General features: G+C 60.1%; 23 protein-coding genes and 1 tRNA gene. 13 read left to right on the plus strand and 11 right to left on the minus strand.

Annotation, left to right across the window (positions count from 1 at the left end):
* The first annotated feature begins 40 nt into the window (after nt 1-40).
* The 5 genes from BM115_RS22000 (at nt 41) to BM115_RS22020 (ending at nt 4371) form a co-directional block, all read left to right on the plus strand.
* Nucleotides 41-1006 carry a DUF932 domain-containing protein gene (locus BM115_RS22000; protein ID WP_092299195.1) on the plus strand — a complete coding sequence of 322 codons (966 nt, stop codon included), beginning with the start codon at nt 41-43 and terminating at the stop codon, nt 1004-1006.
* Between the two features lie 70 nt (nt 1007-1076).
* Nucleotides 1077-2093 carry a YqaJ viral recombinase family nuclease gene (locus tag BM115_RS22005; RefSeq protein WP_092299198.1) on the plus strand — a complete coding sequence of 339 codons (1017 nt, stop codon included), beginning with the start codon at nt 1077-1079 and terminating at the stop codon, nt 2091-2093.
* On the plus strand, nt 2087-2998 hold the full coding sequence (locus BM115_RS22010; RefSeq protein ID WP_092299201.1) for a recombination directionality factor: 912 nt from the start codon (nt 2087-2089) through the stop codon (nt 2996-2998). Before BM115_RS22005 ends, BM115_RS22010 begins: the two co-directional genes overlap by 7 nt.
* Entirely contained in the window at nt 2995-3966 is a 972-nt protein-coding gene (locus BM115_RS22015) for a hypothetical protein (protein WP_092299204.1), read from the plus strand. Before BM115_RS22010 ends, BM115_RS22015 begins: the two co-directional genes overlap by 4 nt.
* Nucleotides 3967-4068: 102 nt before the next feature.
* A complete protein-coding gene (locus tag BM115_RS22020; RefSeq protein ID WP_092299207.1) occupies nt 4069-4371 on the plus strand; it encodes a hypothetical protein in 303 nt (100 codons plus the stop codon).
* A 22-nt stretch (nt 4372-4393) separates the two neighbouring features.
* On the opposite strand, the gene BM115_RS22025 is transcribed toward BM115_RS22020, so the two are convergent.
* Nucleotides 4394-4741: a helix-turn-helix domain-containing protein gene (locus tag BM115_RS22025; RefSeq protein ID WP_092299210.1), complete on the minus strand. Its 348-nt coding sequence runs from the start codon at nt 4739-4741 to the stop codon at nt 4394-4396.
* Between the two features lie 160 nt (nt 4742-4901).
* Here BM115_RS22025 and BM115_RS22030 point away from each other — a divergent pair, with 160 nt between their 5' ends.
* From BM115_RS22030 to BM115_RS22040, 3 genes are all read left to right on the plus strand, one after another.
* Complete coding sequence (locus tag BM115_RS22030) at nt 4902-6761, plus strand: hypothetical protein (RefSeq protein WP_255370938.1); 1860 nt, start codon at nt 4902-4904, stop codon at nt 6759-6761.
* 181 nt (nt 6762-6942) lie between these two features.
* A complete protein-coding gene (locus BM115_RS22035; RefSeq protein ID WP_092299213.1) occupies nt 6943-7311 on the plus strand; it encodes a hypothetical protein in 369 nt (122 codons plus the stop codon).
* 42 nt (nt 7312-7353) lie between these two features.
* Nucleotides 7354-7713: a hypothetical protein gene (locus BM115_RS22040; RefSeq protein ID WP_092299216.1), complete on the plus strand. Its 360-nt coding sequence runs from the start codon at nt 7354-7356 to the stop codon at nt 7711-7713.
* 154 nt (nt 7714-7867) lie between these two features.
* Here BM115_RS22040 and BM115_RS27170 read toward each other — a convergent pair whose 3' ends face one another.
* Nucleotides 7868-9214, minus strand: coding sequence for a hypothetical protein (locus BM115_RS27170; RefSeq protein WP_143093931.1), 1347 nt, complete (start codon nt 9212-9214; stop codon nt 7868-7870).
* Between the two features lie 644 nt (nt 9215-9858).
* On the opposite strand from BM115_RS27170, the gene BM115_RS22045 reads away from it, so the two are divergent.
* Both BM115_RS22045 and BM115_RS22050 read left to right on the plus strand, forming a co-directional pair.
* On the plus strand, nt 9859-11814 hold the full coding sequence (locus BM115_RS22045) for an ATP-dependent nuclease (protein ID WP_092299219.1): 1956 nt from the start codon (nt 9859-9861) through the stop codon (nt 11812-11814).
* Complete coding sequence (locus BM115_RS22050) at nt 11814-13709, plus strand: UvrD-helicase domain-containing protein (protein WP_092299222.1); 1896 nt, start codon at nt 11814-11816, stop codon at nt 13707-13709. Before BM115_RS22045 ends, BM115_RS22050 begins: the two co-directional genes overlap by 1 nt.
* 364 nt (nt 13710-14073) lie before the next feature.
* Here the strand turns inward: BM115_RS22050 and BM115_RS22055 are convergent, their stop codons facing one another.
* Nucleotides 14074-15294 carry a hypothetical protein gene (locus tag BM115_RS22055; RefSeq protein WP_092299225.1) on the minus strand — a complete coding sequence of 407 codons (1221 nt, stop codon included), beginning with the start codon at nt 15292-15294 and terminating at the stop codon, nt 14074-14076.
* 791 nt (nt 15295-16085) lie between these two features.
* On the opposite strand from BM115_RS22055, the gene BM115_RS27175 reads away from it, so the two are divergent.
* Nucleotides 16086-17039 (plus strand): hypothetical protein, encoded by a 954-nt coding sequence (locus BM115_RS27175; protein ID WP_143093932.1) that lies wholly within the window; start codon nt 16086-16088, stop codon nt 17037-17039.
* A 188-nt stretch (nt 17040-17227) separates the two neighbouring features.
* Here the strand turns inward: BM115_RS27175 and BM115_RS22060 are convergent, their stop codons facing one another.
* From BM115_RS22060 to petA, 7 genes are all read right to left on the minus strand, one after another.
* On the minus strand, nt 17228-18001 hold the full coding sequence (locus BM115_RS22060; RefSeq protein WP_092299228.1) for a hypothetical protein: 774 nt from the start codon (nt 17999-18001) through the stop codon (nt 17228-17230).
* 225 nt (nt 18002-18226) lie between these two features.
* Nucleotides 18227-18302, minus strand: a tRNA-Thr gene (locus BM115_RS22065).
* Nucleotides 18303-18352: 50 nt separating this feature from the next.
* Nucleotides 18353-18841 carry a ClpXP protease specificity-enhancing factor gene (locus BM115_RS22070; protein WP_092299231.1) on the minus strand — a complete coding sequence of 163 codons (489 nt, stop codon included), beginning with the start codon at nt 18839-18841 and terminating at the stop codon, nt 18353-18355.
* A gap of 27 nt (nt 18842-18868) precedes the next feature.
* Complete coding sequence (locus tag BM115_RS22075) at nt 18869-19480, minus strand: glutathione S-transferase N-terminal domain-containing protein (RefSeq protein ID WP_008643086.1); 612 nt, start codon at nt 19478-19480, stop codon at nt 18869-18871.
* A 244-nt stretch (nt 19481-19724) separates the two neighbouring features.
* Nucleotides 19725-20468, minus strand: coding sequence for a cytochrome c1 (locus BM115_RS22080; RefSeq protein WP_092299234.1), 744 nt, complete (start codon nt 20466-20468; stop codon nt 19725-19727).
* Nucleotides 20469-20505: 37 nt separating this feature from the next.
* Entirely contained in the window at nt 20506-21909 is a 1404-nt protein-coding gene (locus BM115_RS22085; protein ID WP_092299237.1) for a cytochrome b, read from the minus strand.
* Between the two features lie 2 nt (nt 21910-21911).
* Nucleotides 21912-22529: a ubiquinol-cytochrome c reductase iron-sulfur subunit gene (petA, locus tag BM115_RS22090; protein WP_092299240.1), complete on the minus strand. Its 618-nt coding sequence runs from the start codon at nt 22527-22529 to the stop codon at nt 21912-21914.
* 218 nt (nt 22530-22747) lie between these two features.
* Between petA and mscL the strand changes: the two genes are divergently transcribed.
* Nucleotides 22748-23182, plus strand: coding sequence for a large conductance mechanosensitive channel protein MscL (mscL, locus tag BM115_RS22095; RefSeq protein WP_092299243.1), 435 nt, complete (start codon nt 22748-22750; stop codon nt 23180-23182).
* A 25-nt stretch (nt 23183-23207) separates the two neighbouring features.
* Here mscL and BM115_RS22100 read toward each other — a convergent pair whose 3' ends face one another.
* Nucleotides 23208-23954, minus strand: a complete 747-nt coding sequence (locus BM115_RS22100) for a Nif3-like dinuclear metal center hexameric protein (RefSeq protein WP_092299246.1) — start codon at nt 23952-23954, stop codon at nt 23208-23210.
* A gap of 20 nt (nt 23955-23974) precedes the next feature.
* Here BM115_RS22100 and BM115_RS22105 point away from each other — a divergent pair, with 20 nt between their 5' ends.
* The gene (locus BM115_RS22105; protein WP_092299249.1) at nt 23975-25168 is read left to right on the plus strand and encodes a Do family serine endopeptidase; all 1194 of its coding nucleotides are present in this window, start codon (nt 23975-23977) and stop codon (nt 25166-25168) included.
* Nucleotides 25169-25307: the final 139 nt, after the last annotated feature.

Here is a 25307-nt window from a genome sequence, read left to right on the forward strand (position 1 = left end):
CTGCCGGGCTTTATGCACTTGTCTTCCCAAGGAGCAATTCATGCATCTCGTCCAATCGATGGCCTACGTCAACGAAACCCCTTGGCATGGCCTCGGCAACCAGCTTGCCGCCAACCAGCCGCTCGAAGTCTGGGCACGACAAGCTGGCATGAACTTCACTATCGAGTCATCCGAAGTGCGCTTCCTTTCCGGCAACGCTGGTTTGGGCGCAATCCACGCATTTCCCGACCAACGCGTGCTGTACCGTTCTGACACAAAGGCGCCACTGTCGGTTGTCTCCAGCCGCTACCAGGTGGTGCAGCCCTCCGAAGTGCTGGAGTTCTACCGGGATCTGACTGAAGTCGGCGGCTTTGCGCTGGAAACCGCTGGCGTGCTCAAAGACGGCAAGAAACTGTGGGCCCTCGCCAGGACCGGCCAGTCAGGGCTTCTCAAAGGCCGCGACAAGGTGGAAGGCTACCTGCTACTCGCCACCGCGTGCGACGGCACCCTTGCCACCACGGCCCAATTCACATCCGTCCGGGTGGTTTGCAACAACACGCTGCAAATCGCGCTTGGCAACGGCACCGGCGCCGTCAAGGTGCCGCACCGCAGCCAGTTCGACGCACAGGCCGTCAAGCGCCAACTGGGCATCGCGGTCTCTTCCTGGGACGCGTTCATGGTCCGCACCAAGGCGCTCGCGGAACGCAAAGTCAGTGACGCAGCCGCCGAAGCCTTCTTCCGGCGCGTGCTCACCTACCCTGCCACAAACAACGGTGACCGCGAGGGGACCGTCGTCAACGAGCGGGCAATCAAGGCCGTGGGGCAGCTCTATGCCGGGCAAGGCAAGGGCGCCGACCTGCCGTCCGCAGCGGGAACGGCATGGGGGCTGGTCAACAGCATCACCGAGTATGTCGACCACCACCGCCGCGCCCGCAGTGACGATCACCGGCGCGATGCCGCCTGGTTCGGCCAAGGTGCACAACTAAAGCAGAAGGCGTGGGAGGACGCACTGAAGCTTGTCCTTTGAGTGCAATCCCGTATGCATCTTCCACGACCCGGGAGCCTGGACTGCCGGGCTTCGTTTTTCTGGAGGTTCCATGAATGCTCCGCTGCCTAACCCGGCACATAAGCGCCAAGCCGCATTGCGGCTGGTCAAAACAACAGAACTGAACCGCGACGACTGGCTGGCAGTCCGCAGAACTGGCATCGGCGGATCGGATGCCGCTGCCGCAGTCGGCCTCAATCCCTACAAGAGTCAACTGGAACTCTGGCTCGAGAAGACCGATCGGGATGCTGAGCTACCGAAGCCCGATCCCAACGACACCCAAGAGCCAGTCTATTGGGGAACGTTGCTGGAGCCAATCGTGGCGGCAGCCTACACCCAGCAAACCGGGCGACGCGTTCGCAAGGTCAATGCCGTGCTGCGACATCCGACTGTGTCTTTCATGCTCGCCAACATTGATCGAGAGGTCGTCGGCGCACCGGACGTGCAGATTCTCGAGTGCAAAACCGCTGGCGAATTCGGCGCCCGACTGTGGCGCGACGGCGTGCCCGAGTACGTGGCTCTCCAAGTGCAACATCAACTGGCCGTCACCGGCAAGCAAGCCGCGGATGTCGCGGTGCTGCTGTGCGGCCAGAAACTGGAGGTCCACCGCATCGAGCGGGATGATGCACTGATTGGCCGACTGATCACGCTGGAAGCCGCATTCTGGCAGCACTGCCAAACCGACTCCCCTCCGCCAGCGGATGGCTCTGAGTCCGCCGATGCTGCGTTGCGCTGCCTCTATTCCCAAGACAGTGGGCAGACCGTGGACTTCACCGGCGACCGCCTGCTGAGCGCAGCCTTCGCTGATTTGGTCGCCCTGCGCGCCGATCTGACGAAACGTGCCGAGACGGAGGCCAGGCTCAAGCAGACGATCCAGCAGGCCATGGGTGACGCCTCTCGCGCGTTGTTCGAAACCGGCGAGGTTTCCTTCAAACGCAGCAAGGACGGTACCGGCGTCGATCTCAAGCAACTGCTGGCCGATCACCCCGAGTTGCAACAGCCCTACACCCTCACCAAGCCCGGCTCCCGCCGCTTTCTAGTGCATCCCCAAGGAGAATCCACATGCTGAAAGGATTGGCCATCACCCCGCCCGTCATCGGGCGCATTTCCATTGGCCGCGTGGTCGAGAAGAACGGCAAGCGCGTCCCGGCGAGCGACGACCAGTTCACATTGACGACTCAAGTCCAGAGCCGGGATGGTTGGATGCTGCATCCGCTCAACGAATCGCTGCGCAAGGCCACGCCGGGCAAGTTGCGGTCGATTCCGGTGCGGATGCTGTTCAACGATCCGGATCTGAACCTGCGCGCCGAATACACGCTGTTCGATCGCGAAACCGGCCGGCCGGTCTGCGTCGGCAATGGAGAGGTCTGCAAGCGCGTGGAGCGTGATGGTGTCAGCAGTCTGCCTTGTCCGTCGCCGGACGGCTGCCAGTTTGGCGGCTCGGGCGGCTGCAAGCCCTATGGGCGACTGAACGCGATTATCGGCGACGAGGACGAGATGGGCAGCTTCATCTTTCGCACGGCCTCGTACAACTCGATCCGAGCGCTCGCGGCGCGACTGCACTATTTCAGCGCCGTGTCCGGGAACCTGCTGGCCTGCCTGCCGCTGGAACTCAAATTGCGTGGGAAATCGACGAGTCAAAGTTACCGGTCGGCCATCTATTACGTCGACCTCGGCGTTCGATCGGGCAGTACGCTGGAGGAGACCCTGACCCAGGCGCGAGAACTCGATGGGCGTCGCAAGGCGTCCGGCTTCGACCAGACGGCCCTGGATGTGGCGGCCCGGCTTGGCTTTGCGAATGGCGCCTTCGAGGATAGCCCCGAAGAGGCTACGGCCATCGCGGATGAGTTCTATCCTGACGCCTCCGAACGTGCGCCTGAGCCGGACGAGCCGGAACGGGCTGACGCAGGGTTGCCCACGTTGCGCGACAAGCTCGACCGCAAGGCGGCGCAACTACGGGGAGCGGCGGCATGATCGGCCCGTCCCGCTGGGTGGTGCCGTTGGCGATCGGGGCGACGGCCACGGCGGTCTGCCTGTCAGTGCTGGCCAGTTGGCAGCGTGGTGGGGCATTGGCGGAGCGGCTGGTGTGGGTGGCGACGGGTCTCGTACTGGTCTTGAGCGCGCACCTGCTGCCCGCCCTGATCCGTGAGGCTCGACCGGCCGTGCGCGGCGTAGTGGCCGCCTTGTGGCTCGCCTGTATGGTCACTGCCTGCTACGGCCACCTGACATTCTTCCTGCTGGCGCAGTTGCGTGCGGGAGAGCAGCGGGCGGCATCAGTCGCCGCGCCAGCTCCACCACCTGAGCGCAATCTCACAGCGGTGATGGCTGAACGGGTGACAGTCACGGCGCAATTGGCGAGAGCCAATGCCCGCGGCTGCCAACACGACTGCGGGTCACTGGAAGCGCGTCGCGTGACGCTTGCCGCCAAGCTTGACGCGCTGAATGCCGAAGCCGACGAGGTCAGGCGTCATCAGGCGATAGACGACCGCACTACCGCTCAGCGGGACGCCCTGGCGACCGATCCGGTCACGGCGCGGCTGGCCGGGCTGTTCGGCACGACTGGCGAGCGCATCGATCTGCTGTCGGGACTGGCTTTTGCGTCAGTCCTGGAAGGCGTCGCCTGCCTGTTGTGGACGGTCGGGCTGCGGTCGCGTCCGCCGACTCCCGATCCTATTCCACGGCCAGTTCGTACCAATCGGAGTCGCGCATCAATGCCGGTGAGCCACGCGGTCGTCACGGATGGTCGTCGTCCGGAAACACCGCCAGTCTCGTCGTTGGTTGGCATTACGTCCGCCGATGCCGACGTGATGCGGCTCGCCCAGGACGTCGCTGCCGGGCTGGTGCGACCGACCGTTGCCGACATTCGCCGGCACCTCAGTTGCTCCCAGGCCCGCGCGACAGCACTGCGCCGACAAGTCGCCGTCATCTGCCCGGTGGCATAAACCGCGCATCCCGGCCGCGGCCTCTCACTTCCTTTCTATTCGACGTGCCCGCATCCGGACTCTCCGGAGGTTTGCGCACGTCCCCTTCATCTGGAGAACAGTATGACGAATTCCCATGCGCCTGCGGCGAGTGCGCCGCGCTTCCGGCTTGGCCGCCTCGTGGCGACACCCGGCGCGCTGGCTGCGCTCCGACACGCAGAATCTCACCCCATTGCCTTGCTGGTGCGCCACATGCATGGCGACTGGGGCGAATTGGACGACGAGGACCGCGCGCAGAACGAAACGTCCCTGATCACGGGGATGCGGCTGCTGTCCAGCTACACCTTGGACACCGGCACAAAAATCTGGGTAATCACCGAGGCGGACAGGTCGGTCACGACCGTTCTGTTGCCGGATGAGTATTGAAGGAAAGCGGTGACAGGCAGCTTCAGCGCCGGGCGAGCCGCGTCGCCAGCCTTTCGACCATCTCCACCAGCATAGCGCGATCACCGCTACTGACTTTGGATAGTAGTCGGGCGAGGTGGTGGGCCTGGTCGCTGACGCGATTACTGGCTTCTGTCAGGAGATCTGCCGTTTCGCACTGAAAGATGTCGGCCAGCTCGGCAAGTCGGCCAATCGTTGGCATCACGACGCCCCGCTCCATGCGGGATACCGCCTCGTTGCCAATCCCCAACTGTTCCGCAACCTGCTCCTGCGTCAGCTCGGCGGCGATGCGCTGCCTGGCAATCGCCCGTCCTACGACGCCGGCAAGCTGGTCCATGTCCGTTTTGCGCATGCCTTCTCCGAATCCACCCGAATGGTTGGGCATCATCTTTCTGACATGAAGTGCTTTTGGGGTTGAATTTCAACCTTTTAAGTCGTTAACATTCTCGATGGCTTGCCGGTAGCGAACCATCGGCTTCCTTGGTCAATTCCGCAGAACTAAGAAAATCACAATGAATTCAAATACTTGCAAAGAAGTGGAGCGTCACAACGGCGCGAATCGCGTTGTGCGCAACTCGAGATCGAGGAGGCCTGCCCTTAAAGCAGGCATCTTCAGCGCTGCCCTCCTGGTGTTGGGTGGGTGTGGCGGTGGCGGTGACGGCTCGACGCCTTCGAATGGCAATCCTCCCTCGCCTCCCCAGCAGCCCGCCGCGAGCGGCATCACCGGCAAGGCTATTGACGGCTATCTAGTCAACGCCAAAGTCTGCTTCGACGATGGCCAGGGTGGCTGTGATACCTCACTGCCGATGACAACGACCGACGGAACCGGTGGCTACACGCTCAATGCACCGGGTGACGTGATTGGCAAGCAGATCAATGTCATCGTGACACCGGAAACCACGGATCTCTCGAATCCCGGTGTGCCGTTCAGTTCCACGTTCACGCTATCGGCTGTTGTATCGGGCAAGACCCAGAACATTACGCCGCTAACGACAATGGTGGTCTCGCAGGTGAAGGCCGGGCGCACTGCAGAACAGGCTTTGCAGGCGGTGCAAAGCCTTACCGGTTCGGCTTCCATCGATCCCGCTGCCGACTTCATCGCCTCAGGCAGCAAGGACACAGCGGCAGTTGCAGCCAGCATGGTTAGTCGCCTGACTGCCTTGGGAGGCCAAGGGCCGATTTCTTGGGCGCAAGTCCAGGCCACGATGAATGCCTACGCAGCCAAGGGGAATATCGAGGGAGTGCAGCAGACCGATGTCAACGCTCAGCTTGCCCGTTCTTCGCTCAGCACCGAGGCTGAGGCGACCGCCGTCCTGGCCAGTCCGCTTTACACGGTGGATGGCGATCTGATGCAGTCCATCATCGGCACCACGCCCGATGGCACGCTCTCGCCCGTGCGCGAAGCGTTCGCCCTCGCCGGATCCACCCTTTCCGTCGTTCAGGAAGTACAGCGCAACGGTGCCTGGTCGCCTGCTTCGCCGGTTGGCAGCTATGACGGCTGGTTTAGTGGTTCGTGGATTTCACAGAACGGAGGTGCTGGTGCCTACGAAATGAAGGCGGACGGCACCTGGACCGACTGGCTGCCGGCTGCACAGATGCATCCGTCTTACGCACTGTCGTCGGTCGGTTCGAAGCTGATTGGCACGGATCCCAACACAAATGACCAGGTGACAGTGTCGTACCGGACGCTTGACGTGGGCGGGAGCCCGCTGTCCAGGAGCCTGCATATCGACTACCGCAACCCGGTACGGTCTGCCATGGTCGGTACGTTCGCTAGCGGCACCACCGGCTATCTTGCCACGATGGCGTACGGCAACGATCGACTGATGCTGGTTAACCAGGGCATCGGGCTGCCCTGGATCAACGGCCAAACAGTCAACGTTCCGACCATGGTCAATGGCTCGGCGCAATACTCGCTAGGCGATCCTGCGCAAACCTATACCTCGATAGGGGATGCGATCGGTACCCAAACGGATATCGGTGGGGGCTGCGTGTTGCTGAACATCAAGTCCAACGGTGTGGCGGAAGTCGACAAGAGCAACAAGGAGGGCTGCAACTACACCAACAATCCGCTGAACTTCCCGGTGGTGGGTAGCTGGTCCATCTATCCGCGGAATCCGCAGGTAATGACGATTACCCTCCCGAAGGTGATAGGCGCAGCTAACGTGCCTATCAATGATCGCGTCAAGAATCCCGTGCTTTCCGGGGGAGCGCTGGTAGTCGGCCTGATGGACGGCAAACTGCTGACGGGCTATCTGCAGCCAGCCAGTCAACCGACCACGGTCATGCAGTTCCGTGCCGACCTGACCGAGGTCGTGGCCGCGTCGATGCGCGAAGCGGCCATTCGCATCGGTCAGCGACAGAATCCGTGATCACGGTTTGCCGGCGCTTCGCCTTGAGCTGGCTCGAGGACCTGCGGGTCCTCTTCTTCTGGAACAGCTACTTTGTCAGTCACGGGACACAGGCACCAACGTCTATAGACGCCATTCCTTCGCAACCCTGTAGAGAACGGCTTAGATCGCTCTCTATGAGCTTCTTCACGAATATCCTCCCATGCGCAAAACCATCATTGCCCTCGCTCTCGCCCTGACCTCCACGGCGGCATTCGCTGTCCACACGTGCGACACGATGCCTTCCAAAAAGGACAGGATCAATTGCTGGTCAGATTTGATTGGCAGCAGTATGCAAGAAGCCGATGAGTATCTTTTCGCGGTCCAAGAATCGCGCAAGGTTCCTGCATCCGCGAAACAAAGGGTTGAAGCGAAACGCAATGCCATCACGTCGGACGCCGCTCGACAATGCAAGAAAGATGATTTGGGCTATCCAGAAAATGCGTGTTACATCGAGCGGATTCAGGACTTCAAGGACTTCACCTACAAGGAAACGTCGAAGTACGGCGTGCCCGATATGAGGCTGAATTGAAGTCGCCGACAACCTGTCTTCGCCTCTCACAAAAACAACATCATGCGCAAATTCCTCGCGGCAGTCGCCATCCTCGCTATCTCTACGTTCGCCACCCAAGCCCAAGCTCAGTTTCGCGCCAGCGATGTCTGCAAAATGAAACGCAGTCAGTACGAGCGAGATCAGTGTCTCGAATACGGCCTCAGAGGCAGTATGCTGCGCGTAAAAGGCAACACCCAGCGACTCTTGGACTCCAGTCGTGTTCCTGAGTCGGAAAAGGAGAGCATTCTGAAATCCCACAAAAAGTGGGCTGGTCAGTTCGAGAGCAAGTGCTCGGATAACGAGTGTCACTATGACATGTCCAGCGCCCGCAACAGCGAGATCGAAAAAATCATGGCCAAGTACAACATCGCGCCGATGTAAGCTTGTGCGGCATGAACGAGGAGAGTGGGCGTTGTGCCCACTCTCCTCTATGTCTACCGCTTGATTTTTTTCGCCGACCGAGTGAGGTGAGGCTCTCAGCGCAACTCAATACGACCGATAGCGACCTATGGCCAATTTCCCTGTCTCTTGTCGGTCAGTTCCTCTCACTTGGTGCCTTCCAGTGAAGCAATGTTTCAACGGGATCGTTCTCGCCTATCAACTCCCTTGCGAGGGCAATACGGCGCAATAGGCTATGCCGATCATCAGCGCCAAGGTGCTCAGCCGCTAGCGCCGCCGCGGTAAAATAAGCGTCAATCCGACGCGCTTCGTCCCAACCTGCGATTGCTGCAAGAAGATCTCTGCGCGAATCCTGACGAAATTTTTCTTGCCGCGCGCGTTCCTCTGCTTCTCGCCGACGCTGTTGCTCGTCTTTCCACCGCCGGTCCTCTTCCTCGGCCAAGATTCTCGCCGCCTCCAGTTTTGCACTTAGCTCAGGGCCAACTGACTCAAGTTCCCGCACAATGTCGGGCACCATTGAAGAAAACTGTCCCGACCTCTCTTCAGGCCATCGCTTGACCCAATTGACCCGCCACGACGGGCAGTAAGCCTGTAAGCAAAGGCGGCCGGAAGCCAGATCCTTTGTCGTCGTCCAATATCTAGGCGCTGAGTACCTGCGGCGTTGCTCAGAAGTAAGATTTCGAACCGGGACATACTGGCTATTGCCAACGTATAGCATTTCGACGATCTCGGTCATTTCGAAGAGCGTCAAACCGATTGGAACGTTGCCGACATACACGACTGTTGGCCGCTCAGGCGCCCAGGCGCTCTGCTGGTAGCGGTCCTTCCCGGGAATCTCGCGCAGGTCAACATCGGCTCGTCCCATTTGCCCACTAGTCGGTGCCATCGTCACTCGATGCCCACGCGAAGTCAGCGTTCGGAACAGCTTATCGGCTGCATCGATTGCCACGTCCAACCGTTCCCTCGACGATAGAACGTCGACCAATAAACGTTTAAACGGACGAAGAATGCCGGTCTCGCTATCGCGAGTCTTCTCAAAGAAGGGCTTAATCCCGATCAGTAGCGGGTGCAAAGGCTTCCCTGTGGTCGCCTGGTGGGACTGCCTACGTATCTTGGGGGCAGGCATCGACGCACCTTCAACGGTTGGCGACGGAATCCGTGCTATCTTTTTGGCCGCCCGCTCGTTGGTGCCGATGAAGTCGCCCGGGCTCCATTCGGCAATATCGCCTGCTCTGGCCTCCGGCAATGCGGGCTTTGCAGGCGCCTTTCCGAACTCGAGTTGTGCCCAATATCCCCGCGGTGGTCGAGGCACACGTAGCTCAGTACACACTCGAGCCATGTAGCTCGACGACACCCCCAGCCGCTCGGCAACCCGAAGCATGGGCTCCCGCCAGATGAGTTCGTATAGCTGCTCACGGGACAGTGGAGCCACCTGCGCACTAGCCACCTCGCTGCCCGTCGTCTCGCGCGCTTCCTCTGTCATAACAGTTTTCCTCGGTAGGTTTGCGCATCCCAGCGCAAGACGGTCACAATCATGGAAACATGTCCCGTTGCCGTGGGGCTATCACCGGCACACGACGTCTCTGTCGTTCGCATCCTACTAGTAGATATTCACGACGACCTGGAAGGTAACGTCGCCCGCTTCCACTAGTTGGCGGACCTCTCGACTGCGGTCGGCTCCTCGGGGACGATGGGTGCCAGAAGGTGAAACAGCCTTGGCTAAGTAGACCGAGGCGCGCTCCAGCTACGTCAGTACGGATTTCGACGCCACGAACGACCGATATACAAAAAAAAACGGTTGCGGTCGGTGATGGCGCTCCCTCAACTCACGGTCTAGTAGTCTGCGCGGCAGAAGGATTGAAAAATGAGCGCTCGAAAATCGACCTCTCAGAATCGCGCAGGGTCGATTTATTCGAGGAGGGTGACGGGTCGAGGCCCCTGAAATTGCCTCTTTTTTCAGCACTGGGCTTCTGCCGCGCAGCACCCTAGGCCACAATACTGTCATTCGAGCCAGCGACCGCGGTCGGAGTGCGACGCTTTGCCCTTCGGATCGGCGCACAGGCGCTGCAGCCTCGCTCGGGCCACGGCCCCAGGCATCTCTCATGAAACTGCCACCAGGAAGATTGCATGCACATTGAACGGCTTGTGCTGGAGAATTTTCGCTGCTTCGGTCCTCAGCGGACCCAGGTTGTCCTTGGTCCGTCTCTAGTAGCATTCGTTGGCGACAACGGCACTGGCAAGACGGCGCTAATGCAGGCCTTGCAACGCATGTTCGGCGTGACGTCCGAGCAACGGCGCCTGCGCAAGCAAGACTTCCATGTTCCCTTCGACGAGGTCGAGCGCCCGGCGGCCCGCACGCTGGTAATCGAGGCCATCGTCGCGTTTCCAGAGTTGGATGCCGACGATGACAGCCCCGTCGTGCCGGCGTTCTTCAAGAACATGGCGGCTGAGGAGAACGGCAACCTAAAGGTCCGCCTGAAGCTGCAGGCGACGTGGACCGACGATGGCACTCTAGACGGCGCAATCGAAGAGTCCTACTGCGCCGTGCAGACCTTCGGCGCCTTCGAGGAGAGCGACCTGCAGCAACTGCGCGGAGCCGACCGCTCTCGCATCCAGCTCCTCTACATCCCTGCGACGAGAGACGGTGCATCGCAGGTTACCGCCTTTGTCCATGGCCGGCTCTGGCGGGCTATCAACTGGTCCCAAGAGGTCAAGGATTCGCTGACTGGCGCGGGTGATGAGGTCAATCAGGCGTTCTCCGCTGAAGCTGCAGTGTCTAGCATCAGCACCGCGGTGACCCAACGCTGGCAGCAGCTTCATTCTGCTGGCACCGATGCGACGCCGATCTTCCGGCCGGTCGACACACGCTGGCAGGAGTTCATTCGCCGCGTCGAGGTCGTGTTCCACCCCACCGAGGACGGGCATGACCGGGCGCTCGAGGACCTCAGCGACGGACAGCGGTCGTTGTTCCACATCGCCATGGCCGCAGCGACATTGGATATCGAGGCTCGGCTCGCAGGCGATAACGCTCCGGAGGGCTTCGCGGAGGCTGGCGTCCCGTTGCCTGCGCTGACCATCGTGGCGCTGGAAGAGCCCGAGAACAATCTGGCTCCGTTCTACCTGTCCCGCATCATCAAGCAGGTGCAGGAAAGCGCAGCTGGTAGCAATGCCCAGGCCATCGTCTCAAGCCACTCGCCCAGCATTCTCGCTCGGGTCGACCCCTCCGACGTGCGGCACTTCCGCCTAAACCTGCACAGCCGTTGCTCGGAGGTGCGGCAGATCAGCCTGCCAGTTGCGGATGAAGACGCGTCGAAGTTCATCCGGGAGGCTGTGCGGGCCTATCCCGAGTTGTACTTTGCGCGCTACGTCATTCTCGGTGAAGGCGCCACAGAGGAAGTTGTGCTGCCGCTGCTGGCCAAGGCCATGGACTTTCCCATCGACCGCTCATTCGTCGCCGTCGTGCCGCTGGGCGGTCGCCACGTCAACCACCTGTGGCGGCTGCTGACCGACCTCCAGGTGCCGCACGCCACCCTGCTAGACCTCGACTGGGGACGTAGCGGCGGCGGCTATGGTCGGGTCAAGACTGTGTGCGAACAGCTGCTGAGCATCGGCCACACGCCCCAGGAGGTCTTTGGGGACATCCTAAGGCCAGGCGGCCCAGAGCAGAACCTTGCCGAAATCGCGGCGTCAAACCAGTCGGACATCGACGGTCTACGCCAGTGGGCGACATGGCTGGAGAGGTTCCGCGTCTATTTCTCCGGCCCGCTTGATCTGGATTTCACCATGCTGGTAGCCTATGCGATGGCATATCGGGTGCTTGACGCGGGGATGCGAGGTCCGTCCGGCACGGGCGATCCGCGGGAAGCAGTCCTTGGCGATGACGGCGCGCCGGCCTTCTACGACGCCGCAACGGACGATGATCTGCGCTGGTATCGGTATCTCTTTCTGGGCCGTGGCAAGCCCAGCACGCACGTCAGGGTTTTGAGCCGCCTCACGCAGGCGGAACTGACGGCCGCGATGCCTCAGCCCTTGCAGCGCATGCTGGTAAACGTCCGTGACGTTCTTGAGCGGGCTGCCACGTGATGACCTGGCGACCTGTAGCGCCCGAGGCGTGGCGTCCGCGCGGCATATCGAATCTCGAGCCCAACGCTTGGACAGCCCTGCGTCGTGAGGAGTCGACGTCGGTGGTCGCCGGCCCTGGCGCAGGCAAGTCCGAGTTTCTTGCGCAGCGCGCGGCCTACCTGCTTGAGACAGGGTTGTGCAAGGCGCCGCAGCAGATCCTCGCGATCTCCTTCAAGACGGACGCCGCGGCCAACCTCGCGGCGCGCGTACGCCAGCGCTGCCCGCCCGAACTGGCGGGGCGTTTCATGTCGCTCACGTTTGACGCGTTCACCAAGAGCCTGGTCGACCGCTTTCAGGCGGCCATTCCCCAGCATTGGCGTCCCACTCGACCCTACGATATCGGTTTCTCTACCCGGCGCATGGTGGAGGAGGAGTTGAACCGCATCCGCAGCATGGCGCAGCCGGCCTGGCAGGCTAGGGTCGCGGAGTTCTCTCCCGACACGTTCGAAGCGCAGGACATCGGTGGGCATCGACTGGCGGTGGATGCACCCCAGCAACTCAGAATGGCGGAAGAGTTCGCTATCTATCATTGGGTCCACCAACAGCTGTTCGGTGCCGCGGTGTCGAAGCTGACGTTCGTCACCTTGAATCGTTTAGCCGAGCTCATCGTGCGGGCGAACCCCAGGATCGCTCGCGCGCTGCGCATGACCTATCCCTACGTGTTCGTGGACGAGTTCCAGGATACTTCCTTCGCTCAATACGACTTCCTGCTCTCCACGTTCGGGCACGGTGGGACGGCCGTCACTGCGGTGGGCGACCACAAGCAACGCATCATGGGCTGGGCCGGCGCGCGTCAGGATGCCTTCGAGCGGTTTGAGGCCGACTTCGGGGCGCAGCGGGTGAACCTGCTCTTCAACTTCAGATCGTCGCCGGAGCTGGTGCGCGTTCAGCACTTCGTCGCCCAGGCTCTGGATCCGGAATCGCCGCAGATTCAATCTCAGGCGGCAAGCCAACTGGACACGGATGTCGTGCAGGTATGGAAGAGCAGTTCCATCGCTGCCGAAGGACAGCGGCTTGCGCAGTGGATCGCTGCAGACATGACTGCGCGCCAGAATAAACCCCGCGATTACGTGCTTCTCGTGCGTCAGCGTGCCGACCAGTTCGAGGAGGAGCTTCGGCCAATATTTGCTGCGGCGGGGCTGAGCCTGCGCAACGAGAGCCGAAGCATTGGGCGGACCAATGTTCAGGATTTGATGGTCGACGAGGCGGCTTCCGTAGCTTTGGCAGCCTTGCAACTTGCCACCGGGCAGCGCAGTGCTGCGGCCTGGTCTGTGCTCTCCAGCGCCGTTTATGCGATTCGCGGTGCAGACGAGGACGACGAACTCCTGCGGGAGCGAGCGGATCGGGACATCCAGAGCTTCCTTGGCAAACTCCGGCAGGGCATCCGCGGCCAAGCTCCCTCGACCGAGTTGGCGGTGGAAATCACGCAGGAGATATTTGGATTCCTGGAGGTAGCCGCGATCAAGGGCGCCTTTCCGGCATACATGCGCAACGACTTGCTCGAAGTCATGATCGAAGCTTTCTCGCTGCACCTACAGGAGGCAGCCTCCGTGACACCGAACTGGCCTGACTGCATCGACCGGTTCGTCGGCACATCCAACATCCCATTGATGACGGTGCACAAGAGTAAGGGACTGGAGTATGACACCGTCTTTTTTATCGGCCTCGACGATCGATCATGGTGGAGTCACACGCCTCGCAACCCTGAGGGAATGGCGACGTTCTTCGTAGCTTTGTCGCGCGCCAAGCAACGCGCAATCTTTCTGTTCTGCGAGCGCCGCGGCGCGCGTGAGCGGGTCTCTGATCTATACCAAATGTTGGCCGACGCCGGCATAGAGGAAGTCGATATCAACTGAGGCGGGTCAGAGGTTGGCTGTCTTTCGGTTCAGCGGCGGGGCCTTAAGTCGCAACTGTGGACGACAAGCCAGCTCCTGAGGTGCGGTGGTAGCGCCGCCCAGAGCGTCGACCGGCTCTGGGCATGAGCTGCCCATCATTGGTGAAGTCTTGTGCGGCAGAAGTCAGTCCCTTGATCGATTGTATCGAAACCAGTAAAACTTCCGCTTCTGGCCGAGCTCTGCTCACCCCGGGAATTGGCGATGAACCTTTTTCGCTTGGGTGCCAGTAGCCCCCCTGCGCGACTGAGCCAGGTAGCGAAAAAGGTAGTGGACCGCCCTGGCAAAGCCCGAAGTCAAGGCCTTTCTGATTCGACACGGACAGTTCTTACCAGCCGGCAGTGAGAGCGCAGGTGGGGCGTGGAGTTTTAGCGTTTATGCAACCACCAGTTGAAGCCCTCCCCACTGCCATCGTCAACGCCCGTGATCTGGCGGCCGGCTTGACATGGATGGATTGGTCCTTGTCGCGGGCGAAGTAACCGACGAGGTAGTCCGTCAATCGCGTCACCTGCTTCTCGTTATGGCCTGCCAGCGGGTCCAACACCCATCGCCCCTGTGCTTTCAATTCTTGCCGGCGGTCCGGCGAGTGGCAGTTGAACACGAAGCCTCTTTGTTTGGTGACCCGTTCCCACCGGCGGGAGATGACCTCAATCACCGCACTCGTCGTGACGTGCGCTGGCCGCTTCGCGTCGAGAAAGAAACAGCAGTGAAAGTGGTTGGCGCCGTTCTCTCCACGCTCCATCTTGCTGATGTAGCCACGCATGTACTGGAAGGTTTGTCTGTCTACGTCACGGTAGATATTGGCAAAGAACTTTCCCCGATCCTGCATCGCGATACGGGAGTCAATTCTTGCGCGTGACTCTGGGTAGTCTGACGACCATTCCGCTTGCGCAGACACGTATGCCCACTGATCGGCATCCGTCACGACCCATTGACCGTACGCCAAGGCGTCAGCCAGCGTGGAGACGTTCTGTTGGTATTGGAAATCCACCCGGATCGGTTCCAGCCAATCCCCGCCACCAAGCAACTTCGGCACGTGGTCCGCAATCGTTGCAGCCTGGCTGCGCTCCGTGTCGCTCTTCCACTTCCGCATATGCAACCAAGTACCCTGCTGCCGCGCCTCCTTACGGAGCATCCGGACAAAGTCATTAAACACCTCCGCTTCCAACATCGGCACGACCGACAGGGGAGCATTTGGATTGAGGAAGGAGCAGTAGCGCAGCCAGCGATGCTGCTGAAAGCATGTATGGAACAAATGCAAGAGCGGACTGTAGGCATACCCCGGCATCACGATACCCATCAAATCCCGCATCGCATGGAAGTAATAATCCAGCGAGTAGGAATCATGAATGACCACTGTGTTGGGTGAGGCGTACTTGACTGCGCCTGCATGATGGATCTCGAAAGGCAATCGCTCTGTTGCCAGAGCCACCCTCAGAAACGTTAGCAGATCGTTGATAACGAGCCCATATTCACCAATCTCCCAGAATCTCGGATTGATACCCTCCGTTACTTGTTGACGATACTCGAGCGGATTTGCTGCTTGCATGATTCACCTGTGGTTGTTCCCTCAGGTGATTCATCTTTGATGTAAGAAATAACTATCGGCTCCCTCTTCGATCTACAAGGGAAGCACTGCTTAGGAGTGACCCTCCCGCTTAGACATAAACATTCACTCAGATAAACTCACTTCTCTTTCATATAAACGATACTAGGCACCGACAAGCTCATAGTTCCTTCAGATATTACATACCCCAATCTTACAATGCATATCTTAAATTAGAAGGATGCAAGGCAATGCTTGCGCAGAAAACGTGTTTACGGGCTGAAACACCGTGTATGCCGGGAGGTTTCACAAGGAGATTGACAGTTTCTTAAACTCACCTGAATACCGAGTTATCCGAATGAATGGGCGACCAGAAACGCAACTGACGGCAACCGCATGCGTGATCGTTCCCTGCCCCATGAGCTTGGTCTTCCGGCCCTGGGGCCACGGATCTAGGGACCCCGAATTTCGTCGTCGCCGAATAGCTTGACGGACAAGTACTGGCGCCCTGGCCGGGAACGGCATTGCCCCGATGATCTGGCGCCTTATCTGGGCATCCCCCCGGTACTGGATCTGCACGATGGATGACAGTTGAGGATTCCAGTACTGAATTTCTTGCACTCCCCCGGACCCCAGCGTCCACATGGCATCTCATCCCAGTGGCACTTCCATAAAACCTCTAGAGATCTTCCTGTTCTCATCTTGAAAGATTCCTCTATCACTCTTTAATTCCTCTTGAGCTACTCCCGCTTAAGTCGGTATGATTCTTCATCAAGCAAGCAATTTAATAGACCATGACTATTCAAACGAACGGGACATTAGGGCGGATTGCAGATTATTGGGGAGAGATGCCTTCCTCGCGAGAAAGGCGGTGGCTATGGGCATGGCTGAAGTATTTTTTCCCTGGTCGCCCCGTCCTGCTCATGCGACTAAGTGCGTCGCCGATTGAGTCGATCGTCCATGTCAAATCACCGCTTTTAGATGGGGATATCGATTTTGAGCTTGATCAAATGCTGAGAGGTCAAGCCGCATCGATCCAGACGTTGCACGCTGGAAGATTTTTTAATAGAACAGAGGATTTCGATTGGATAGGCACCGATGATCGGCAACTCTGCTGGCTCATTTATCGCACCCGCAATTTTCTGAAAATAGAAATCCCAGACGCCGAGGCACGTTTTAGCAAGCGCGATTATTTCATTTGCCTAATGGATCTTATCTTAGGCTCTTTGCTCGACAAGAAAAACCATCTCGCAACGCTTCATCAATCCTGGCTTCGGCATTTGCAGGATACGTCGTATCTGAATTGGTTTAGTGACGATGACGAACCCGGACGATGCGATTTCGCATGGCAAGTTCTTGACACCCGAATGCAATACACGCTATCGGATTCAATTCAACTAAATCCCGTCATTGGTCAGGAGTTCAGAAAATACCCTGGCGGCACGGGATTGAAATGCTATTTCGACTCGCTTCAGGTTTCTGATTTTGAAAAGAAAAGTCACGTAGCTCACATCAAAAAGCTCTGGAGCCAGCGAAAATATCGTAAGAAGCAGGAAAAGAATAAAATTCGCCAGAGGAATTTTGTTCTGCCTGATGCAACCATTAAGGATCTGGACAAGCTAGCCAAAGGGCTTGGCGTATCCCGTACCCAAGTGCTGGAGAGGCTAATCGACCTCGCCGTCAGACACGGCATGCCCGATGCGCTAGCGGAGCCACGCATAACCTTCGATTTGCCCGGGGATTACTGATTTGAGGGCTTTGTACGGGCGGCTGGAAATCAGCACCAGCTGACTGGCGGCTTCAAGATGTCCGCGCATGGCGGCGGGTGCTCGGCAAAGGTGCCGAACACCATCTGGACTGCGCCAGAAGCGGCTGCAATTGGCCGATCGGGATGGGAGTCCGACGGGTATCTCCCCGCCCCATATGGGCGAAACAACTATTTGGTGCCCGGTTCGGCAGCGTCGCGGCGGTTGCCTCCCACCAGTTTCTGGACATCCGCGACCAGCCACAACAATCGACGATTGGGAAGCTTTGTCGGCCGGATGCCAAGGTAGCTTCCATCCAAAGAGTAGCGCTTGCGAATCGACTGAGGTTCGATCGCCAGAATGGCCGCCAACTCTTCTGTGGATACGTGATCCCGGTTTGCCGGAATCGGCATTGGAACACGCGGCGCGCTCTTTTCCACTGCCTTCAGTGCCGGGACACCCACTGATGATTCGCTCGACACCTGCCCCGCCAGGGCGTGGATTGCGCTGATCGTCTCAGCCGATTGCGTTGCGTATTCCGCAACACTAAGCGGGATCAGATCCGGTTGATCTGTTTGCACCTTGCCAGCGCTGATGACCTCAAATACGAGGCGTATCCATTCCGTGTCGATATCGACATCCTGACACCACGCGAGAAATTCATGGGGCTCAAGCCGTGTCGGTGCAACGGTGCCGCTTTCCTCATCGTCCCAGGACCACTCCCACAGCCGCATGATCTCGCGCGCCTTGGTCAAGCGATCGATAACGTCCGCCCTGAACGGCTTGCCATCGAGACCTGTTGCTTCACGCGGAATCTCCGCACATCCGGCCGGCGCGTGCAATCCCGACAGGATGAGCGCCCCTTCGACCGGCGTCCAGGTTGACCGATCGAGATATTTTTTCAAGACGGCATAGAGCTGCCTTGCGGCAGCGACGCGTTCTTGTGGCGTACTTGCTTGTGACACGACCCCGTTCCCCTTTGATGCGGTGGTACTAATCTTGGCAAGGATTCTATCGTGCGAGACCGATGTACCACACGAGCAAATGGGGCGCTAACTGCGGCAGCGTGTACGCGGGGATATGGTTCCGGATGGATCGACGAGGATCCAGTTTGGTTACATGACGGTTACATGAACCCCAGAATGCACAAGGGGCTACAAGCAAATCGCCTGTAACCCCTTGATTTCTATTGGTGCCGGCTGCAGGACTCGAACCCGCCACCTGATGATTACAAATCAACTGCTCTACCTGATGAGCTAAGCCGGCATTTTGTTGCAGACCGCGATTCTACTGCATGCGACCCACTTTGACGATGGCTACTTCACCACCTTCAGCGACGGCTTCTTGCCTCCGATTCGCGGTACCGGGGGCGGAGTCGGATCGTCGTCCGTGCCGCCCTGTTCGGCCGTGACCGGCGTGTCTGCATCCACCGGTGCCAGCTTCGGCGGGGGATTGTTTTCACGCTCGGTGGCGGCCTGCGTCTCGGGGATGCTGCGCTCCACCGGGAACGCCATGCCCTGGCCATTTTCCCGCGCGTAGATCGCCAGCACGTTTTCCACGGGCACGTCGATCTTGCGGGAAACACCACCAAAGCGCGCGCTGAATCCGATCCACTCGTTACCCATGTCCAGCCCGCTCGTCGCGTCGAAACTCACGTTCAGCACGATCTCGTTGTTCTTCACGAATTCGCGCGGCACGTTCGTATTCCCGTCGACAAACACGGCGATATACGGCGTAAAACCGTTATCCGTGCACCACTCGTAAATGGCGCGGATCAGGTAAGGCTTGGTGGATGTTTCAGACATTACGCTTCCGGTGGCGTCGATACCGTCTTAACGACGCATGACCTTTTCAGACGGGGTCAGCGCCTCGATGTACGCCGGGCGGCTGAAGATCCGTTCCGCATACTTGAGTAGCGGCGCGGCGTTCTTCGAGAGCTCGATCCCGTAGTGATCCAGGCGCCACAGCAGCGGCGCGATGGCGACGTCGAGCATCGAAAATTCTTCACCGAGCATGTACTTGTTCTTCACGAAGATCGGTGCGAGCTGGGTCAGGCGGTCGCGAATCGCGGCGCGGGCGCGCTCGTGATTCTTCTCGGCGGCCTTGCCCTTCTCGTTCTCGAGCACGTACACGTGGGTGAACAGTTCCTTCTCGAAATTGAAGAGGAACAGGCGGGCGCGTGCACGCTGCACCGGGTCGGCCGGCATCAGCTGCGGGTGCGGGAAGCGCTCGTCGATATACTCGTTGATGATGTTCGATTCGTACAGGATCAGGTCACGTTCGACGAGAATCGGCACCTGGCCGTACGGGTTCATCACCGAAATGTCTTCCGGCTTGTTGAACAGATCAACGTCGCGAATTTCAAAATCCATGCCCTTTTCGAACAGGACAAGGCGGCAACGTTGGGAAAACGGGCAAGTCGTACCCGAATACAACACCATCATGGTTGAATTCCTTGGGTGTAAAGTCGCCGGATGCAGTGCATGACGGCGAACTTGGCAGCGCTAGATCGGACAGGGCAAACATTCTGTCAGAACGCCCCATCGAAAAGCAAATAAGTTACAAATAGAGAAAGAGACGCTTGAGCCACCTAGACTGCCGATCCGCAACGGAAAAGGGCCGGCGCGGTGCTGCAACAGTGCAACTTCCGCGCCGGCCCTGCCGGCAGCCGCTGACGGCTGTTACAACTTACTTCACGTCCTTCCAGAAAGCCGCGTTCAGGCGCCAGGCAAAGACCGTGAACACGCCGAGGAACAGCAGCACCCAGACGCCCAGACGCTTGCGGTGGCTCTGCGCCGGTTCGGCCATCCAGTTCAGGTAGTTCACGATATCGGCCGCGGCCTGGTCATATTCCTGCGTGCTCAGCTTGCCCGGCGTGACCTGCTCGAAGCCCGCGAACTTGTGCACCTTCTGGCCGTGTTCTTCCACTTCGGCGAACTTGGCCGTGCGCTGGCCCTGCAGCTCCCACAGCACGTGCGGCATGCCGACGGCCGGGAAGACGAGGTTGTTCCAGCCCGTGGCGCGCGTGTCGTCGCGGTAGAAGGTACGCAGGTAGGTGTACAGCCAGTCGTTGCCGCGGGCGCGGGCGATGACCGACAGGTCCGGCGGCATGGCGCCGAAGAACGTCTTGGCGTCCTTCGGTGGCATCGCGATCGTCATGGTCTCGCCCACCTTGTCGGCCGTGAAGAGCAGGTTCTGACGGATCTGGTCATCCGTCAGCGCCAAGTCCCTGAGCCGGTTGTAGCGCATCATCGACGCGCCATGGCAGTTCAGGCAGTAGTTGACGAACAGCTTGGCACCGCGCTGCAGCGACGACACGTCGCTGGTGTCGAGCGGCGCCGGCTCCAGGGGGTAGCCCCCCTCGGAAGCCATCGCGGGCATGGCCGCGAAGCACGCGCCGACCAGTGCGAAGATCGAAAGCAACTTTTTCATCTTGTGTCCTTGTCCTCTTTTGGGGGTCGCGCGGCGCTTAGTGCGGATGGAACGTGACACGCTCCGGCACCGGCTTGAACTCGCCGGCACGGCTCCACAGCGGCATGGTCAGGAAGAAGGCGAAGTACAGCAGCGTACCGAGCTGCGACACCTTCTCACCCACCGGCGACGGCGGTTGCACGCCCAGGTAGCCGAGGACCAGGAACACCACCACGAAGACAATCAGAATTGTCTTATGGAAGGCGGGACGATAGCGGATGGACTTGACCGGCGAGCAGTCGAGCCAGGGCATGAAGAACAGCACGACCACGGAGCCGCCCATCACCAGCACGCCCCAGAACTTGGCTTCGATGAAGTAGAAGCCTGCCGCCAGGATCACGAGGATCGCCACCGAGCCGATCTTCACGCGCACATCCTTGCTGCGCAGGACCACCAGGCCCAGCACGATGGCGAAGAACAGCCACAGCACCGGCAGGAAGTTCGACGTCGTAGCGCGCAGCATCGAATAGAACGGGGTGAAGTACCAGACCGGCGCGATGTGCGGCGGCGTCTTCAGCGGATCGGCCGGGAAGAAGTTGTTGGCTTCGAGGAAATAGCCGCCCACTTCCGGGAAGAAGAAGATCACCGCCGAGAAGAAGAACAGGAAGCCGCCCACGCCCAGCAGGTCATGCACCGAGTAGTACGGGTGGAACGGAATGCCATCCAGCGGGATGCCGTTCTCGTCCTTCTTCGCCTTGATCTCCACGCCGTCCGGGTTGTTCGAGCCCACTTCGTGCAGCGCGATGATGTGCGCCACGACCAGGCCGAGCAGCACCAGCGGCACCGCGATCACGTGGAACGAGAAGAAGCGGTTCAGCGTGGCATCGCTCACCACGTAGTCGCCGCGGATGAACAGCGACAGGTCCTGGCCGATCACCGGGATCGCCGAAAACAGGTTCACGATCACCTGCGCGCCCCAGTACGACATCTGGCCCCAGGGCAGCAGGTAGCCCATGAACGCCTCGGCCATCAGGCACAGGAAGATCAGGCAGCCGAAGATCCAGACCAGCTCGCGCGGCTTGCGGTACGAACCGTACAGCAGCCCGCGGAACATGTGCAGGTAGACCACGACGAAGAACGCCGAGGCGCCGGTGGAGTGCATGTAGCGCACCAGCCAGCCCCACGGCACCTCGCGCATGATGTACTCCACGCTGGCAAAGGCCACCGGAATGCCAGCCGCGTTGAGCGTGCCGTCCGGCTTGTAGTTCATCACCAGGAAGATGCCGGTGACGATCTGGATCACGAGGACCAGCAGCGCCAGCGAGCCGAAGAAGTACCAGAAGTTGAAGTTCTTCGGCGCGTAGTACTTGGAGAGATGATCTTCCCAGAGCTGGGTGGCAGGGAAACGGGCGTCGATCCAGCCCAGCAGCCCGGTGGTCTTGACTTCTTTTTCGGCCGCCATGATCAGGCTTCTCCTTTCTCGTCCTTGCCGATCACGATCTTGGTGTCGGACAGGAACTGGTACGGGGGGACGTCAAGGTTCTGCGGGGCCGGCTTGTTCTTGAACACGCGGCCCGCCAGGTCGAACGTCGAGCCGTGGCAAGGGCAGAGGAAGCCGGGATCGGCGCCGAGCTGGGGGTTGGCGCCAGACACGAACGGACCGGACGGCGAGCAGCCAAGGTGGGAACAAATGCCGACGACCACCAGCAGGTCCTTGTGCTCGGCACGGGAGCGGGTTTCGTTTTTGGCGTAGTCCGGCGTCTCCATCGTGAATGGCACAGCGGACTTGGGATCAGCCACCTCGCTATCGGTTTTCTGGAGCGAGGCCAGCATTTCAGGGGTGCGACGAAGAATCCAGACCGGCTTGCCACGCCATTCCACGGTCATCATCTCGCCGGGCTTGAGGCCACCGACATCGGCCTCGACAGGTGCCCCGGCGGCTTTGGCCTTCTCCGACGGTGCAAAGGTACTGACAAAGGGCACTGCTACTGCTACGCCTCCTACGCCGCCCGCGACAGATGTCGCGATCAACCAATTGCGGCGACCTTTGTCCACGTTCTTCACGTTTTGCTGGTCACTCATTCCAAACCCCAGGGGATGTCATCAATTAGATCTTGCGTCAACCAAAAATTATACCTGAGGCACATCCCTCGACGATAGGCGAACTACCGATAGCCGACTGGTCGATAATCGGTCATGGCAGCGCGAATCCCGCCCGCGGGCTTGCGCTCAGGGGTGCGATGATGCAGTCTGTGTCAAACGCAAACGTTAATCTGAAACAACAAAGCGGAGAATAACCAATGAGCATGATCAGCGAATTCCGTACTTTTGCGATGCGCGGCAACGTGATTGATCTCGCCGTCGGCGTGATCATCGGCGCAGCTTTCGGCAAGATCGTGGATTCCGTCGTCAACGACCTGATCATGCCAGTGATCGGCCGCATCATCGGCAAACTGGACTTCTCGAACATGTTCGTCGTGCTTGCGGACCCGCCTCCCGGCGTGCCGCATACCCTCGATGCACTGAAGAAGGCCGGCGTGCCGGTCTTCGCTTACGGCAACTTTCTCACCATCGTGGTGAACTTCGTCATCCTCGCCTTCATCATCTTCTTGATGGTCCGCGCCTTCAACCGGATGGCCGCGAAGCACGAGGAGCCGGCCACGCCGGCCGCCACGCCCGAGGATATCGTGCTGCTGCGCGAGATCCGCGACAGCCTGAAGACGCCGCGCGCCTGACCGCGCGCCACGCCCGGAGCCCGGCTCAGACCGGGTTCGGAATATCGATGAAGGTATGGCGCAGCCCGAAACGCTGCGCCAGATGCTCGCCCACCGCGCGGATGCCGTAGCGTTCCGTGGCGTGATGACCGGCGGCCAGGTAGGCCACGCCGCTCTCGCGCGCGAGGTGGGTGGTCTGCTCCGACACCTCTCCGCTCAGGTACACATCGACGCCAGCCGCTACGGCGGCGTCGAAATAGCCCTGCGCACCGCCCGTGCACCAGCCCACCTTGCGAATCATCTGATCGGGGTCGCCAATCGCCAGCGGCTCGCGCTGGAGCACCGCACCGACATGCGCGGCCAGCGCGTGCAGCGGCATCGGCTGCGGCAGTGTACCGGTCCAACCCAGTTGATCGTCGCTGAAACGGCCGTTCGGCATGAAGCCGAGCTGCAGGCCAAGCTGCGCATTGTTGCCCAGCTCGGGATGGTTATCGAGCGGCAGGTGGAAAGCCATCAGGTTGACGTCGGCGCCAAGCAGCCGTTTCAGGCGCGCATGCTTCTGGCCGATGACCCGGGCATCCTCGTTTTTCCAGAAATAGCCGTGATGGACCAGGATGGCGTCGGCGCCGGCCTCGATCGCCGCTTCGACGAGGGCCAGGCTGGCCGTCACGCCGGTGACGACGTGGGTGACCTCCGATCTACCTTGCACTTGGAGGCCGTTCGGGCAATAGTCCTTGAAACGGGAAACTTCCAGTAGATCGTTCAAGTACAATTCAAGCTCTTTTGTTTTCATTTTCTGCTCAAAACTCCAATATGTTGCGCCGATTCTGGCTGTTTTTCGCCCAGGCTGTCACCGTGGTGCTGGCCGTGTGGTTCGTCGTGGCCACGCTGAAACCCGAGTGGCTGCAGCGCGGGCGGGTGGCCGTGCAATCAGGCTCACCAATCGTGGCACTGAAGGAAGTGGTGCCGAGTGTGACGGGTTCCGCGGCCGAGGGCTCTTATAGTGACGCGGCGCGCCAGGCCATGCCTGCGGTGGTGAATATCTTCACGAGCAAGAACGGCTCGCGGCGGTCGCCCAATCCGCAAACCGAGGATCCTTGGTTCCGGTTCTTCTTTGGCGACCGGCTGCCGGAGCGCCAGGAACCGGTGTCCAGCCTGGGCTCGGGCGTAATCGTCAGCGCCGAGGGTTATATTCTAACCAACCACCACGTGGTGGACGGCGCCGACGAAATCGAGATCGCCCTGACCGATGGGCGCAAGGCCAACGCCAAGGTCGTGGGTTCCGACCCGGAAACCGACCTGGCCGTGCTCAAGGTCACGCTCAAGGACCTGCCGGCGATCACGCTGGGCCGGATCGAGAATGTGAAGGTCGGCGACGTGGTGCTGGCCATCGGCAATCCGTTCGGGGTCGGCCAGACTGTGACGATGGGTATCGTCTCGGCGCTGGGCCGCAGCCACCTGGGCATCAACACGTTCGAGAACTTCATCCAGACCGACGCGGCGATCAACCCCGGCAACTCGGGCGGTGCGCTGGTTGACGCACAGGGCAACCTGCTCGGGATCAACACGGCGATCTACTCGCGCTCGGGTGGCTCGCTGGGGATTGGCTTCGCGATTCCTGTCTCGACGGCCAAGCAAGTGATGGAATCGATCATCTCCTCCGGCACGGTCACGCGCGGCTGGATCGGCGTGGAGCCGCAGGACCTGACACCCGAGATCGCCGAGTCGTTTGGGCTCGATGCCAAGGATGGCGCGCTGATTGCCGCCGTAGTCCAGGGCGGACCGGCGGACAAGGCTGGCGTGAAGCCGGGCGATGTGCTGGTGTCGGTCGATAACCAGGTGATCTCCGATACCACCGCGCTGCTCAATGCGATTGCGCAGCTCAAACCGGGCGCCGAGGCCAAGATGAAGGTGATCCGGCGTGGCAAGCCGGCCGAGGTCACGGTGACCATCGGCAAGCGCCCTCCCCCGCCACGGCGCGCAATGCCGCTGGATGAGGAAGAGTAGGACTGGCTGGAAGGTCGATCGGAAGCTGAAGGACCAGGTAGCCTGAATGTAAAAACCCCCGCCGGGTAGCCGGCGGGGGTTTTTTGTTGGGGCGTGTGGGTCGATGGTCGATTGTCGAGATCGGGCGCCGAGGGCACCT

The organism is Cupriavidus sp. OV096, from assembly GCF_900115455.1.
Classification (GTDB): domain Bacteria; phylum Pseudomonadota; class Gammaproteobacteria; order Burkholderiales; family Burkholderiaceae; genus Cupriavidus.